Source organism: Pseudomonas sp. NFACC42-2 (genome assembly GCF_900116055.1).
Taxonomy (GTDB): Bacteria; Pseudomonadota; Gammaproteobacteria; order Pseudomonadales; family Pseudomonadaceae; genus Aquipseudomonas; species Aquipseudomonas marginalis.
The window spans coordinates 50,385-65,368 of record NZ_FOZO01000023.1 but is presented as its reverse complement, the minus strand read 5'-3'; the positions used below and the strand labels follow the sequence as shown (position 1 = coordinate 65,368).

Here is a 14,984-nt window from a genome sequence, read left to right as displayed (position 1 = left end):
TTTAACCCGATATGCGCTTGGCTGGAACACCGAACACCGTTACGCCCGGACCTACCTTACGAATGACTACACTTCCAGCGCCGACTACTGCATATTCCCCCACAGTTACCTTAGGAATAATCACAGCGTGTGACCCGAGGAACGCCCCCTCTTGTAACTTGGCGCCCCCAGTAATATCGCAATGACCGCTCAACGTGCAATAGTCGGCTATTGAGCTATCGTGGCCGATAGTACATCCCGAGTTTATGGTCACAAAGTCACCAACCACCAAATCACTAGACAGTACAGTAAACGGACAAATGACTGCGCCTTTTCCAATTGTTACGTTAGTTCCAACCACCACACTTGGATGGACTAGGGAGAAAAACTTTGCTCCCTTTAAGAGCAGCTTATTTGCCAGCATTTTTTTGGCTGCGGGATCAGCAATCGCACATACCACATAACTATCCGGTTCCGGTTCATACTCATCGATCTTTGATAAGATAGGTGGCAGACTAGGAAAAATATCAGGCGCATTACTAAAATCATCAATGAAACCAGCGATTTCCCAAACAACCCCGTCCGTAGGCTTACAAGTACCACTGCGTATCGAGTCCAATAGCCACGCATGAACCTCACGCCCAAAGCCACCAGCCCCCAAGATCACTAGTTTTTTGACACGCGTCATGCTAGGTAGCCTCCGTCAACAACTAAAGCAGTACCCGTCACCCAGCGAGCAGCGGGCGACAACAAATAGTTAGCTGCATAAGCTACGTCTTGTGCCTGGCCAAACCCTAGAGGGTGTCGTTGTTCGATTACTTTCATCGCGTCAGCTCCCACTAGGCCTTGCAAAGTATCGACCAGTTCGGTCTGCACAACTCCTGGTGCAATTGCATTAACGCGAATACGCTCACGAGCCAGCTCTACAGCGGCAGCACGGACCATAGACTCAACAGCGCCTTTGCTTGCGCAATATCCCAGAAGAGCAGACTCGCCAGCTTGCGCCATGACAGAGGAGATAAGAACAATGCTTGAATCTAGGTTACACACCCCTTTCTGCCGGAATGCTTTAATTAGCGAAAAACCAGAGGTTACGTTAGTCGCCATGATTTTTTCCCAGTGAGCAACACTCGTAGCGCGTATTGGCATAGGCATTTGTACACCTGCCGCATGAACCAATCCATCAAACGGCGAGGAAACTTTTGCCATGGATTTGAGCCACTGTGAGCAATCAGTACCATCTAGGAAATCGATAACCTCTACTTTATGCCCACTACCATCCATCATAGCCAATGTTGATTCAAGACGAGAAGTATCTCGGGCAGCCAGGGTAACCGTAGCTCCCTGCTTGCTTATCCAGACAGCCACCTCACGGCCTATCCCTGACGACGCCCCAGTGACGAGTATGTGTTTATCGGCTAGAGAAAAAGGATTGGTTTTTATCACGACATGGCCTCGCCTGCAGAACCTAGTGTTACCGTCAAAGGGCTGACCCAGACGTTATCGAATTCCGCAACACATCCAGCCCACGAATAACCTACTCCAAAGCCTGCAAGCATAAATCTGCCTGAAACAGTCGCATCATTGTCACGTTGGTCCAATGTAATAGCCAATGGGATGGATGCACAACTTGTGTTTCCAACATTTTTTATATCAAGCACAACTTTTTCACGATCCAACTTCATTCTTTTTACAAGATGGTCAAGCATAAAACGATTGGCTTGATGAAAAACATACTTATCAATAATTTTGGCACTGCCAAGATCAACGTCATGTAACGCGTTAACCAATGCTGGAACCCGCGCGAGTGTAAATGCAAAAATCTCAGCGCCATTCATATAAAGGTCATATGGGCCACGAACGCCCTCTTCACTCGTCGACGTGGAAGTTCCATCTCGATCCCTGAATCCCCCAGAAGGAATCACAAGATTTGGAGCTCCGCGACCGTCAGTACCCAAAACAAAATGCATATCAGGAGCCCCCTCTTCAAAATCGAGGATAGTGGCGGTACCCGCATCTCCAAATAAAGCTGCGACAGCACGGTCGACAGGAGACGTTACTCTACTAATGGTATCGCCCACCAATAGAAGAGCGCGTTTACTCCCACCACCGGATAGCAAAGATGCCGCAGTCCAAAGTCCATAGACATAACCCGAACATCCCATAGCTACATCAAACGCCGCGACATGCATCGAGAGGCCTAGCCGCTCCTGCAGCACACACGCTGTCGCAGGCAAGGTGTAATCGTGAGTTTGTGACACAAATATGAGAGTATCAATAGAATTCTTATCAATACTCATATCGGCAATTAGCCGCTCTGCTGCTGCTAGACAAAGATCAGAAGAACATTCGCTCGAGACTACATGGCGACGCTCGACTCCAGTACTAGCGATAATTTTATCAATACTTTCAACCCCGAAGGTGTCGTACAGAGATGAAACCTCTTTGACTCCTTGAGGCACGGCTGAGGCTATCCCTTTAACACGGACATTTCTGACTAATCGAACCTTATTGTTGGACGTCATCGAACCCTCCTAATTCAAAAAACAGCAGACTTATTCCGAGTTAGCCTGATTACTTATTCCAATACGCACAAGATTTACGAAAATGCAGTAGCTTTTGTTCGAGCACACTTACAAATTTCGGAGCAGAGGTAGACCACGATTTGCTTGGGATACGCTGGCAAATCCCATGATCCTCATCAAATATCTTCCTGTTCACTTCGGCACTTGACTGTACGAAGCCAGCTGTCATCTCTCTATAACGAGGATCACTATTTCGAGCGGGATAAAGTCGACTCGTAAAATACGTCGACTCCGCAGAGGCAGATGGGAAAAAGTTCTGAACTGAATATGAGTAGCCAAATGTGGAAGAGATCATCGAAAAAGGGAATATAAAGATACTCATGTACCCCTCATAAGCATCTGTTGTAGCGTAAAATCGACTCAAGCCTTTTAGTCGCCGTGCGACTTTTTCGCTCTCAATCGGAGAGTACCAAATAGAGTTTTCACCATAAAACTCGTTTACACCAACACCTAATTGAAGCGATGCCAATGTATCCGTGTGAATGAGCGGAATATGATAAGGCTCCAAAGCATTTTCAAGTGCGATTGTCCAATCGCATTTAAATGGATACCGGTTAAAATCAGCCCGAGAATCGATATCACTGCCGATTTTACTAAGAATAGCAGAAACTTCAGGGCCCAACTGTTCTTGCAATGTAACCCGAGGCTCAATGGCAAAAAATAGAAAATCACCACATACATCTAAACTAAACTGGTTGAGTGAAACTTGTTCAATATTACACCCTTGAAACATTTTCACCCCCGCGACATTAACCTTACCTCGGGAATAACTCCAACCATGATAAAGACATTTAACGAATTTATTGCCGAAGTCTTCGGTAAAAAAGCGCGCGCCTCGATGAGGACACAGGTTATCAAATGCGACAAAGCTACCTTTATCATTAATAATGACAACTTCAAAATCAGCCACATCAAAACGGACAAAATCTCTATCGTTAGAAAGCTCGGACTTGTGCGCGACAGGATGCCAGTATGACCTGACTAAACCTCCTGATATCTTGGTAGAATCCAAAAAACTCATATTAAACACACCCTTCTAGCGCAGCAAGGTCACAAACTTACAAAGCTGCCAAATACCCCTCATCGGGGCATCACTTTTTTACAATAACCATAAAAAGCAAATGCCCAGCTGTAGATCCAGCTGAGCGCTTACGATGTTCAAAACCATTAACGTAGACTATTAAGCCGCAACGAGTTCTACGACTTGCTCTACGGTTTCACATTTATTCAGTCGATCAGCCGATAGAGTTTTTCCCAGACGCTCGTCTACTAAAGCCATAAAAGTCACAACTGCAATCGAATCCCAGTCCAATGACTGACCGATAGCAATCGTATTTTCGTCCGCTTCCATCGACTCTTCAATCAGTCGCAAAATAGTGTCACTCATTACTCTCTCCTATCATTACATATTGCCTGATCCGCAACTTTTTCGCCCATAAACGGTGCCATCGTTGCGTTGTTTTCTTGGGAGATACCGTCCCTCACAAGTACTTTTTTTACCGTAGATATGATTATCTTTATGTCCAACAGCATAGATTTATTGTCAACATACCACGTATCAAGCTTAAATTTCTCATCCCAGCTGACAGAATTACGTCCGTTTATCTGCGCCCACCCCGTAACACCCGGTCTTACCTCGTGGCGTCGATTTTGCTCAACCGAATACAAAGGCAGGTACTGCATCAGCAGAGGGCGCGGACCAACCAGACTCATTTCCCCCTTCAAAACGTTCCACAGCTCAGGGAGCTCGTCCAAGCTACTAGACCTAAGCATGCTGCCAAATGCTGTCATTCGCTCACCATCAGGGAGAGGAATTCCATCACTATCTACGGCGTCTCTCATTGTACGAAATTTGATCATTTTGAAAGGCTTACCGCCCAACCCCGGACGCTCTTGGGTGAAAAATATCGGACTGCCCAATTTCAGACGAATCATAACTGAGAGAATGACCAATGCAGGGAAAAATACAATTAACCCTAAAAAAGAAAAAACTATATCAAAAATTCGTTTCAAAGCACAATTCCTTATCATCCACTGCGCCCGGCACTAAGCTTGTGGTTTCGCTAACGAAATCGAAACGCTGTTCGTCAACACCCCCAGGAAAACCTAACCAGGGGGATTTAGCAAAATCATAGCCTGCTGTACACATTATGAGTTTTCATTATAAAATAGTTCATAAACATATATACCCAACACAACCTTATAAAGCCTATCACAGAGCTAAAGATTTAAATATTAACGCAAACTTCTCTACACCACATTGCAGAGAGAGATTTTCATTATAGTACAACAAACCATTTTCCGACATAATTCTGCGTTCGTCATCAGTAGCATTAAATAATTCAACTGCAGCTTCGGATATAGAATTCGCATCGCCCGAATTAGCAACAACACCGCTACCACTCTTGGCAACTAACTCAGCAGCATCACCATCAACCGCCATGAGTAAAGGTCGTCCGGAAGCCATATACGCCTGCGTCTTAGACGGAATTGTAATCTTAAATAAATCATCTCTCTTAAGATGAACCAATAATGCATCAGCCGAACGTAAATAGCTACCAACTGCACTCATTGGCACCGGAGGTAGAAAATCGACATTATTAAGCCCAAGTTTTTTTGCTAACTTTTTGAGATTCTCGACTTCAAGCCCCCCCCCCAAAAACACAAATTCAATTTCTGGCGCCTTAACTTCCAAAATCTTCGCGGCTGACAGAACAATATCTAATGCCTGCGCCCGGCCCATATTACCAGCAAAAAGTATACGAAATTTGTCACTTGACTTCATAACAGTTTGATCGACATTTTGGGCATCTCCAATCGCGCCTTCAGCACACCAGTTGTAAATAACTGAGATTTTTTCAGTTGGCACACCGCGCTCAATTAGTAATTTTTTGAACCCTGGTGATAACACCACAATTTTCGCAGCCCGCCGGTATACCCAATCACACACTTTTCCAACCATGAAAAGGACACGTCGATTAGAGACCATGCCAGTCGAACTCAGCGTATCCGGCCACATATCCTGAATATCGTTTACCACAGGTACACGCCTAAAAAAACCGACCACAGCAGAAGCAACCCCAACAGTCAGAGGGGGATGATAAGAATATATGACATCCGGCTTTTTTGAGAACAGACCATACAGGATTAAGGAGATAGAAAAGCTAACATAGTTTAAAACTCTACCGAATCTACTCTTATCATGACTCGGATATAGAGGCACCCTCACCAAACTCACACCATCTATCTGCTCCTTCTGAAGAATTTTAAGCTTATATCCAGGATAAACTTTGCCGCCTGGATAATTTGGAAATCCTGTAATGACCTCCACATCAAACCCCTTTTCGACTAGCGCTCGAGCAAAAACAAGTCCTTTGAATGTCGGTTCCGGATCGAACCATTGAGTCATTAGCAACACACGAATAGCCATTCTACTCAATACCTTTTCCAAACCGTACGCATTACATAATCTCGATAGCTATGAATGATTCGAACAACTTTTTCTGAGACATTAGGCATGCTGTAATCTCCCACAAGCCTCAAAGTTCGCGCCTCGCCGCGTCCCTGATTTTGCAAGATATCGAGCGCTTGCATTACTCGCTCTACCTCTAATCCAACCATCATAACTGAGGCCTCCTCCATTCCCTCCGGACGCTCATGCGCCTCGCGCAGATTCAATGCCGGAAAATTGAGAATGGACGACTCTTCATTTATCGTTCCACTATCAGAAAGCACAGCCTTCGACTCGATTTGAAGTTTGTTATAGCTCATAAAACCCAAAGGTTTTAGAAGCCGTACATTCCGATGAAACAGCACGCCCAAAGCGTCTACACGTTTTTGGGTTCGTGGGTGCGTAGACACGATTACCGGATAATCGTAGACCTCCGCAACTTGATTAAGTACGTCGACAAGCTTTAGGAAGTTTTTGTCCGAGTCGATATTCTCTTCTCGATGAGCACTGACCGTGAAAAATTTTCCGGACTCGAGACTTAGCAGCTCCAAGATATTGGACCCTAAAATATCATTCTTATAATAGTTAAGAACTTCATACATCGGGCTGCCCGTTTTTACAACTAAGTCCGGAGAAAGACCTTCTTTCAACAGATAGTCTCTGGCGATAGCACTATAGGTAAGATTCACATCGGCCGTGTGATCAACAATTCGACGATTTATCTCTTCGGGAACTCTCATATCAAAACAGCGATTCCCTGCCTCCATATGAAAAGTGGGAATCTTTCGGCGCTTGGCAGAAATCACAGCCATGCAGCTATTTGTATCTCCCAATACAAGTAGCGCATCAGGTAAAATTTCTGCTAACACGCGGTCAACCGTTATGATTACATTGCCAATAGTCTCAGCGCCATTCTCACCAGCTGCATTTAAAAAATAGTCGGGTTTACGAATTCCTAAATCATCGAAAAAAATCTGATTCAGCTCATAATCATAATTTTGTCCCGTATGTACCAGGATATGCTCACAATATGCATCAAGACATGACATGACACGCGAAAGACGAATAATCTCGGGGCGAGTGCCAACTACAGTAACAACTTTTAATTTTTTCATTTTAGCCTCTTACTGCAATATATATTCAATGAGCAATATCTGATTGAAATGTATCTGGACGTGCTCGATCAAAAATCTCGTTAGCCCAAAGCAACACCACCATTTCGTCGATTCCGACATTCGTTATGTCATGCGTCCAGCCAGGAACAGTCTCGACTATTTGGGGTATAGCACCTTCGGTGAAAATCTCGCAATACTCATTAGTAACTATGTTTCGAAAACGGAAGCATGCATTACCCTTTACAACAAGAAATTTTTCAGTCTTTGTATGATGATAATGTCCACCCCGAGTAACACCAGGGTAGGCGGTAAAATATGAAAACTGGCCGGAGTCTTTAGTTTTTAGCATTTCAACAAAGACGCCCCTCGGATCCTCATATTTTTTTACAGGATAAGCAAAGTCTTCTTTCGGAATAAAGCTTAAATAGGTTGAGTAAAGAGCACGCGCCAAGCCGGTTCCAACCCTTTCGGTTACCAGAGTCTCTCGTGACAACCTGAACTCCTTAATCTGCTCGGCCAATCCGCCAACCGTGACTTGATACGTGGGAGTAGCACTCAATCGATTAAAACCGGAAACGTTTGCGGTCATATTAAAAATAAAACTATCTATGACATCATCCACGTATACTAGATCAACAATTGATAGCGCATTATTGACGGTAATAGGTATATCGCGAGCTACATTATAACAAAACGTGGAAACTACCGAATTATAGTTGGGCCGCGACCATTTTCCAAAAACATTTGGCAATCGATACATTAGTACCGGCGCACCTATCAGCTGAGCGTGTGCTTCTAACGTCTTTTCTGCCTTAAGCTTGCTTATGCCATAAGCATTATCCATTCCTGCTTGCGTCGAGGAGGTGAATAATATGGGAATGGAGCGCCCTGAATTAGCTACTAACTCACATAATGAGCAGGTTAATTCTATATTACCGACCGTAAACTCGCTAATATTCTGGGGGCGATTGACGCCTGCAAGATGAAAAATAAAATCCAATTGGGGCGCATGCGAAACCAAGTCCGAAAAGTTGTCACCTTTACAAAACTTAATAACCTCCATTTCGGCAAGTTCATTCAAACGACTTATGAGATTACGCCCCAAAAATCCGTCTGCGCCAGTAATTAGAACTTTCATACTCGTTATTCCTCTGGATCTGCTTTTTCGCCTTTCTGAATGGCTTGCATAAACTTAAGCTTAAGAAGCAGTGCTTTCATGCCGGCAATGTCCAAGCGCACAGTGTTGTGGGAATTATAATCTTCCATATGTGAGATCTTCTCCTCTCCCACCTCAACAAATTTACTGTAGTTCAAATCACGGAGATCAGGCGGAATACGATAATAATCTCCCATGTCGTCAGCACAGGCCATCTCCTCTCGGCTCAAAAGCGCCTCATACAGCTTCTCGCCGTGCCGTGTGCCTATCACTTGAATCGGATGATTCTGAACACCTAACAACGAGCATAAGGCAATCGCAAGAGTTTCTACTGTCGCTGCGGGCGCTTTTTGCACAAATAAATCGCCATTGCTGCCATGCTCAAATGCATAGAGAACCAAATCCACAGCATCTTCTAGTGTCATCATAAAACGCGTCATAGCGGGATCAGTAATAGACAGTGGCTTGCCATTCCTTATTTGCTCAACAAACAATGGAATTACGGAACCACGAGAGGCCATGACATTACCGTAACGAGTTCCACAAATAACAGTTTGGGATTCGTCTACGGTTCTAGACTTCGCGACCATGACTTTTTCCATCATGGCTTTGGAGATTCCCATCGCATTAATCGGATACACAGCTTTATCGGTACTAAGACAGACCACCCGCTGAATTTTATTTAAGATCGCTGCTTCCAAGACATTATCAGTTCCAAGGATATTGGTCTTGACTGCTTCCATAGGGTGAAACTCGCAAGACGGCACCTGCTTAAGCGCCGCTGCATGAAAGACATAATCGACACCTCTCATCGCACTTGTTACGCTTTGTAGATCGCGAACATCTCCTATATAGAACTTTAGCTTTTTATTATTATATTTTTTCCGCATATCATCTTGCTTTTTCTCATCACGACTGAAAACTCTAATTTCAGAAATGTCAGTTTTCAAAAACCGGTTAAGCACAGCGTTACCAAAAGAACCTGTACCGCCAGTCAATAGCAAAATTTTATTTTCAAACATAATAGACCTCAAATTTTCTTATTCAACGTGATTCCTAAATTAATATTAATCGTGCAATTCACGTTGTATCAAACCCAGGTAAGAGTCCGCCCTATCCGTAGCAGATGGATATGAGCTTACAAAAATCTTTGCGTTATGGATAAAACGTTCTTGTTCATCTGGAGATTTAGCGAAGTAATTAGCAATCGCCGCAGCTGCAGAGTGAGCATCTTCCGGCACAAAATAATTGGCAAAGTCTTTACAACAATCTTTAATGAAGGAAAAATCCGAAGCAAACAATGGTTTACCCATGAGCATACTTTCTATAGGCACAGCTGAAAAGCACTCTAAGAGACTTGGAAAGACAACGCCATCTAATGAACAGTAAAAAGTTGGGCATTGCGCCAATGTTAATGAGCCGACGTTATTAATGTTTTTTTTAAAAAAATCGGAACATGCGCCCCATTCTTCTGGAGAAAACGTTACATAAATATCCGCATCAATACCGTGTTTTTTTTTCAACGCGATTTTTATGTATGGCAATAAATCAAGATTCTTGTGGACATAATTCCGTGATATCAGTCCCAATTTTATTGCAGGTGATTGTTCCATTCCACTATTAATTGAAACCCAGCGATCAGGCTGACTAAAAACTGAATCAACAGCACTGTTGATCACAGTAATTTTTTTTCTATGAAAACCCGATATCCTCTGCAGTCCCAACTTTACATGCTCCAGCTCAACCACAAAAGAGTCTGCTTTAGCAAAGAAAAACCTCTGAGCCCTAAACTTCAGGCGCATCAATACTCGTCTTATAACTGATACCTTGTAAAATGCCCGACTTTCAGGATATATAATTGATGGCTGCGCAAAGCCAACAATATGTTTATTAATTTTTTTCATAGAGTAAGCGGGACCGAACACTGTAAACACCAGATCATATCCTGAAATATTCTGGCTCAATCCCCCCCATAGCGCTTTGATTCCTATAAAATCCGCGACTGTTACTTTTTTAAAAGCAGACAGATTTACGCCAAGCTCCAAGAGATTCTTCATAACGTTGGTGGAGACTAAAATCGAGACGTCAAAATCTAATGACTGCTTAACACTCACGCGATTAATAAACGATGTTGCAACAGCAACCGCTCCGCCCACGTGTAAATTAGAACAATTAATTAAGACCTGCTTTCTTTGCTCAGTGATCATACAAAGCCTTTAGCATGAAAGGTTTCTCAGCAGTGGAATATATTTATCGAGCACTCCACACCAGTAAGACTCAGCAAAAATCTTGTCCCCGCAACCAATAGACTGCATTAGCGCGTGCAAATCAACTTCATATGATTCACCGGACTTAACCAATTCGTACTCAGCGCGTTTTCCAAGCAGAAGAGAGATGCGTTCAACTATCGTAACAACAGATGTAGCGTGAGATGGGGAAATACTTTGAATTGTGTTAATCCCTGTATCTGAGTTGAGCAACAACCCACAAACACGTACGACATCCTCTATATCTATCAGATATCTGTACGCATTGGCTTGAACCGTCATAGGTACTTGGTGCAGCACGGACCTTACGAAATAACTGATTAACGTCGTATTATTAACCAGTCCCACAACTTGAGGAAGCCGATAGACGCACCACTCGCTCGCAAGTGACGAAACTATATTTTCCATTGCAAGCTTATGGTTAATGTAAGGAGTTCTATTTTCCTGATTAACACTGCAAGTTGAGAAGTAGACTACACGAAGCGTGTTGTTGGCAGTGATCACTGACTCAATCAGCTCGGCCTCGCGTGCGAATTCTGAAACTCTTGTTTCATTTGAATTAGAAACGCCCGCGCCAATAATCAAGCAGTCAGAATCCGTACTTAGATTGACCATATGCTTACTAATCAATCCACTGCCGATTATTTTATTCATTGATAAACACTTGTAAAAATTAGCCCGTTAAAAAAATAAAAGACAGCTTACGGCTGTCGCCATTTACGCATCAGCGCTATCGTCTGTCGTTTCACGACTCCCACAGCCATCGCCATGAATGGCCAGCTGCAGCGAAAATATCCTATCGCATGTCTAAACTCCCTCTTTCTTAAAGAGTAGATGAACATGTTGTGCGCATACGCAGATTTTAGCTCTTCTCGCTCAACAACGCCACCAAAGCGCTTATTGAAAAATACTGAAACTTTGTAGGCACTTTTTTCAAAGTCGACTTTTCCATCGTGCATTACGAAGTGCGAAGCACTTCGTTGAAGAACCCTATAAGTAGCAGTGCTGTCTTTTATATAGCCGATTTTGTAGCTGCCTGCAATATGCAACCATATAATATAGTCGAGCATTTTTGCCTTTAGAAAATCTGCATCTACGCTATATCCCTTTAGCGCTTCGGACCTCAAGAGTACAGTGCAAGACTTATATTGATTACCCAGAACTAAACTTGCTTTCACATCCCCGACTGGAGGAATTACGCCTCTGGAAGCATCATGAGCGTGAAAAACAAACTGTGTTTCTTGAACTAAAACATTAGAATCTGTGAACACTGCACCGTAGTCACTGTTCATTTCAAGGAACGTTAGTTGCTTCTGCAGCTTTAACGGATCATTCCAGAAATCATCTCCCTCGCACGGGGCTATATATGCACCTTTAGCGTATGATAACGCAACATCAAAAACTCTTTTACCAGTAGAGTATATATTCTTGGGCTGTTGTATTACTCGTATCAATCCTGGATAACGACCTGCGTAAAAGGAAAGTATTTCACGAGTACCGTCAGTCGAAGCGTCATCATGAACTATTATCTCAAAAGGCACATTTATCTTTTGCGCCAAGAAAGACTCAATCGCTTCGGCAATGAATGACCGCTGATTGTACGTACAACAAATAACACTTACTACCGGGCTACTCATTCAGATCATCCAGCTTTCGAATAAACACACGGCGAGTTCTCCCTGAAAACTTGTAAACTGCCACCATCAACAACAGGCTCAATATATAAAAAAATGATGAATACTGCCGATAATAAAACACACCCCACGATGAAACCTGAAACAACAAAATAAACAAGATTAAATCTGAAAACTTTATTACTCCATGCTTTTTTATATCACGTAGCACCCAACACACTAAACAACTCAATAGAGAAATTACGATTAAACCACCTATTCTGCCAAAGTCATACATGAACGAACCGATAAGAGTAGTAAACACCCATGGAGCGACACCTTCATCTAAAAACACCTTATTCCATGCTTCCTTATTAAAAGGAATCGAATCTGCTCCAAAGAGATAGGAGCTAAGGGACACCAACGGCGCAAACGATATAGCCCCATTAGCCAAGGGCGGATTAACAAGATAGTGGTCATTAAAGTTAAGTACTTGCTGCCCTGCGTAATCCAGCAATGCTATCAAGATGCCGCCTCGATTATCACCACCAAAGCGCTGAGCTGAGATAACCATGAATATTATAAATGCAGGTATCGTCAACATCATGGCCATCCTTTTCAGAAATTTCAATTTTCTATTGACGATAAAACCTCGAAACAGCAAATAAAAAAAACATAAAGACATAAACCAAAAGACAACTCCGTCTCGGCCTACATAAGCCATGATATAAAAAATATAAACGGTACTCAAGACTAGGTGCACAAGCGACCTATAGACACTTGCACCGGGGTACGCCTCTGTCAAATTTAAAAACGCGAACAACATATTTAACACAAACAAATTTGATACTAAAGAAAATATAGAATTTATTAGACCCATCTCACTCAAATAGTTGACTTGCCCTGCTGCTACAGCATTCCGGTTAGCTTCAATATCCCCGCTCAGCATCGTCAGTGCATGAGATAAAAAAAACACTATCGCCCCAAAAGTGAAAGGCACAATTGCCCACTCTATGAACTTTATAGTCTTTATATTATTCAAAACTATCACCTTAAAGCGAAAATCCCTAAATCGAAAAAAACCTAACAATAAAAGACTTAAGCTTATTGAAAAATAGATCAAAGGCTCTAATTGCAACATGTACCTTTCATCATAGCCGAAACAAAAATAGAGAATAGCAGAACAAAATAAAGAACAAAAATAAATAAATATCAAATAGCTCACCACACCTACTTTTAGTTTATTTACCAACTGATATACAACTAGCAACCACCCCACCACCAACACTGGAATAAAGATCATCTAAACCTCTTCAGCTCATCAAATATAGACAACTTATAGACAAACATGGCGAACACAGACATAGACAATATAACTATCAATGCCGCGCAAGCAACATAAAGCAAGTTATAAAACACTCCAGCAACTTTTACATCGATAATAACTATAAGCAAAGAAATCACCACACCTGGAAACAGCACTCTCAATACGTCCTTAATTAGCCAGTCCATGTGTAATCCGGGGGAGATCTTTCCGTGTACGTAAGCAACCCAAAATATTAAAAATGATAGGTTAATAATCAACCAAGTGAACCCAGCGCCTGTGGCGCCGTAAAATATTGTAGCGAAGTAGGTAGCTGGCAACGTAATAGTAATCATAATCAAGTTACCCACCAAGTGGTATTTCAAGTCTCCTTTGGCATATTGTAAGTAATATGGAAAAGCACCGATCGCCAAGATTCCATTTCCTAAGGCGTACAATTTCATTATCAGTGCAGTATCATCCTTCAGTGTCACTCCACCAGTCCACGCGTAAAGCAGATGGTCCCCAGCGCAAAGTAGAGTCAACGTCAAAGCGCCTGCAAAGAGACTCACTAGTTGCGTTGACTTACGATATAGATCAATAACCTCGGCTTTCTTATTTTGTGAGTAAAGATTTGCCATTCTAGGCATAATAGCCGAGCTGATTGGCCCACTGATCACCATTACAGTACTTGCAACCAAAACAGCTAAGGAGAAAAAACCATACTCATTCAATGTTAGTAACTTCGATAATAACAATTTATCTGTCTGAGTAGCAAAAACCCAAACTGAAGAAGTGAAGGCTATAGTCATTGAAAACTTTAAAACGGACTTAATTGGCTTTATAGACCATCCTATAGCGCCCATAGTAAGCTTAAAACGACACAAAATAACTCTTGACTTATTCCACAGCAATATAAGCTCGAGCATAGCTACACATAACTGGTAAACAAAAAATACTTTTGCCGTAAAACCAAAGTACCACATTACCGGAAATACAATTATGAACCGCAACGTCGTAATGATTAAATTAAGCAGCCCTAACCAAACTTGCTGCTCCACTCCACTTATGACCCCCCTGTAAATCCCCCCCATCCAACGTAATGCGACACATACACCCATAATTTGGACAGCAAACTCTACCTGCCCATTGGAAAGAACTTCCGCATTTAACCACTTATTGGATATATAAGGAGCCAATAAGAAAATTCCACCTCCGCCAATTACTGCCGCTCCTAAAAAAATAACACTGAGAGACCTAAATAAACGCCTGAATTCTAATGCACGCGTAGCATCTGCTTTCAGTCGGGCAGCCTCTCGACTTATTGTAGGTGTCAATCCCAAATCAAGCAGGTTAAACCATGCCTGAAGCATCGTGAAAAAACCCAGCAATCCGTATGTTTCCGCGCCCATATATTTGAGATACAGAGGCAGCATGAGAATGCCAGCGAGAGTCGTGTATATTTGGCTTACGTAGTTTGCAAGCACATTTTTTTTAATGGACACTTAGCCACCC

General features: G+C 42.6%; 15 protein-coding genes. All 15 read right to left on the bottom strand.

The window, feature by feature from the left end; all coding sequences use genetic code 11:
- Position 1: 1 nt before the first annotated feature.
- Complete coding sequence (locus tag BM416_RS26535) at positions 2 to 667, bottom strand: acetyltransferase (RefSeq protein WP_092489982.1); 666 nt, start codon at positions 665 to 667, stop codon at positions 2 to 4.
- A complete protein-coding gene (locus BM416_RS26530; protein WP_175539104.1) occupies positions 664 to 1,422 on the bottom strand; it encodes an SDR family NAD(P)-dependent oxidoreductase in 759 nt (252 codons plus the stop codon). The genes BM416_RS26535 and BM416_RS26530 overlap by 4 nt, the downstream gene beginning before the upstream one ends.
- Positions 1,422 to 2,504 (bottom strand): ketoacyl-ACP synthase III, encoded by a 1,083-nt coding sequence (locus BM416_RS26525; RefSeq protein WP_092489980.1) that lies wholly within the window; start codon positions 2,502 to 2,504, stop codon positions 1,422 to 1,424. The genes BM416_RS26530 and BM416_RS26525 overlap by 1 nt, the downstream gene beginning before the upstream one ends.
- A 49-nt stretch (positions 2,505 to 2,553) precedes the next feature.
- Entirely contained in the window at positions 2,554 to 3,585 is a 1,032-nt protein-coding gene (locus BM416_RS26520) for an aromatic ring-hydroxylating oxygenase subunit alpha (protein WP_092489979.1), read from the bottom strand.
- Between the two features lie 159 nt (positions 3,586 to 3,744).
- On the bottom strand, positions 3,745 to 3,951 hold the full coding sequence (locus tag BM416_RS26515; RefSeq protein ID WP_043204989.1) for an acyl carrier protein: 207 nt from the start codon (positions 3,949 to 3,951) through the stop codon (positions 3,745 to 3,747).
- Positions 3,951 to 4,577, bottom strand: a complete 627-nt coding sequence (locus tag BM416_RS26510; RefSeq protein ID WP_305883741.1) for a sugar transferase — start codon at positions 4,575 to 4,577, stop codon at positions 3,951 to 3,953. Before BM416_RS26510 ends, BM416_RS26515 begins: the two co-directional genes overlap by 1 nt.
- 199 nt (positions 4,578 to 4,776) lie before the next feature.
- Positions 4,777 to 5,994 carry a glycosyltransferase family 4 protein gene (locus tag BM416_RS26505; RefSeq protein WP_092489977.1) on the bottom strand — a complete coding sequence of 406 codons (1,218 nt, stop codon included), beginning with the start codon at positions 5,992 to 5,994 and terminating at the stop codon, positions 4,777 to 4,779.
- Between the two features lie 5 nt (positions 5,995 to 5,999).
- On the bottom strand, positions 6,000 to 7,130 hold the full coding sequence (gene wecB / locus BM416_RS26500; RefSeq protein ID WP_092489976.1) for a non-hydrolyzing UDP-N-acetylglucosamine 2-epimerase: 1,131 nt from the start codon (positions 7,128 to 7,130) through the stop codon (positions 6,000 to 6,002).
- 25 nt (positions 7,131 to 7,155) lie between these two features.
- On the bottom strand, positions 7,156 to 8,268 hold the full coding sequence (locus tag BM416_RS26495; RefSeq protein WP_092489975.1) for a UDP-2-acetamido-2,6-beta-L-arabino-hexul-4-ose reductase: 1,113 nt from the start codon (positions 8,266 to 8,268) through the stop codon (positions 7,156 to 7,158).
- A 5-nt stretch (positions 8,269 to 8,273) separates the two neighbouring features.
- A complete protein-coding gene (locus BM416_RS26490) occupies positions 8,274 to 9,308 on the bottom strand; it encodes a polysaccharide biosynthesis protein (protein ID WP_092489974.1) in 1,035 nt (344 codons plus the stop codon).
- A 45-nt stretch (positions 9,309 to 9,353) separates the two neighbouring features.
- Entirely contained in the window at positions 9,354 to 10,493 is a 1,140-nt protein-coding gene (locus BM416_RS26485; protein ID WP_092489973.1) for a glycosyltransferase, read from the bottom strand.
- 9 nt (positions 10,494 to 10,502) lie between these two features.
- Positions 10,503 to 11,207: an NAD-dependent epimerase/dehydratase family protein gene (locus BM416_RS30490; protein ID WP_139237779.1), complete on the bottom strand. Its 705-nt coding sequence runs from the start codon at positions 11,205 to 11,207 to the stop codon at positions 10,503 to 10,505.
- Between the two features lie 47 nt (positions 11,208 to 11,254).
- Entirely contained in the window at positions 11,255 to 12,190 is a 936-nt protein-coding gene (locus BM416_RS26480) for a glycosyltransferase (RefSeq protein ID WP_092489972.1), read from the bottom strand.
- Positions 12,183 to 13,469: an O-antigen polymerase gene (locus tag BM416_RS26475; RefSeq protein ID WP_092489971.1), complete on the bottom strand. Its 1,287-nt coding sequence runs from the start codon at positions 13,467 to 13,469 to the stop codon at positions 12,183 to 12,185. Before BM416_RS26475 ends, BM416_RS26480 begins: the two co-directional genes overlap by 8 nt.
- Positions 13,466 to 14,974 carry an oligosaccharide flippase family protein gene (locus tag BM416_RS26470; protein WP_092489970.1) on the bottom strand — a complete coding sequence of 503 codons (1,509 nt, stop codon included), beginning with the start codon at positions 14,972 to 14,974 and terminating at the stop codon, positions 13,466 to 13,468. Before BM416_RS26470 ends, BM416_RS26475 begins: the two co-directional genes overlap by 4 nt.
- Positions 14,975 to 14,984: the final 10 nt, after the last annotated feature.

What these genes read in the sequence shown, in the direction of transcription:
- BM416_RS26520 (WP_092489979.1), bottom strand. Translation starts at nt 3,585, where the DNA reads ATGAGTTTTTTGGATTCTACCAAGATATCAGGAGGTTTAGTCAGGTCA.
- BM416_RS30490 (WP_139237779.1), bottom strand. Translation starts at nt 11,207, where the DNA reads ATGAATAAAATAATCGGCAGTGGATTGATTAGTAAGCATATGGTCAAT.
- BM416_RS26535 (WP_092489982.1), bottom strand. Translation starts at nt 667, where the DNA reads ATGACGCGTGTCAAAAAACTAGTGATCTTGGGGGCTGGTGGCTTTGGG.
- BM416_RS26480 (WP_092489972.1), bottom strand. Translation starts at nt 12,190, where the DNA reads ATGAGTAGCCCGGTAGTAAGTGTTATTTGTTGTACGTACAATCAGCGG.
- BM416_RS26495 (WP_092489975.1), bottom strand. Translation starts at nt 8,268, where the DNA reads ATGAAAGTTCTAATTACTGGCGCAGACGGATTTTTGGGGCGTAATCTC.
- BM416_RS26475 (WP_092489971.1), bottom strand. Translation starts at nt 13,469, where the DNA reads ATGATCTTTATTCCAGTGTTGGTGGTGGGGTGGTTGCTAGTTGTATAT.
- BM416_RS26515 (WP_043204989.1), bottom strand. Translation starts at nt 3,951, where the DNA reads ATGAGTGACACTATTTTGCGACTGATTGAAGAGTCGATGGAAGCGGAC.
- BM416_RS26525 (WP_092489980.1), bottom strand. Translation starts at nt 2,504, where the DNA reads ATGACGTCCAACAATAAGGTTCGATTAGTCAGAAATGTCCGTGTTAAA.
- wecB (WP_092489976.1), bottom strand. Translation starts at nt 7,130, where the DNA reads ATGAAAAAATTAAAAGTTGTTACTGTAGTTGGCACTCGCCCCGAGATT.
- BM416_RS26485 (WP_092489973.1), bottom strand. Translation starts at nt 10,493, where the DNA reads ATGATCACTGAGCAAAGAAAGCAGGTCTTAATTAATTGTTCTAATTTA.
- BM416_RS26490 (WP_092489974.1), bottom strand. Translation starts at nt 9,308, where the DNA reads ATGTTTGAAAATAAAATTTTGCTATTGACTGGCGGTACAGGTTCTTTT.
- BM416_RS26505 (WP_092489977.1), bottom strand. Translation starts at nt 5,994, where the DNA reads ATGGCTATTCGTGTGTTGCTAATGACTCAATGGTTCGATCCGGAACCG.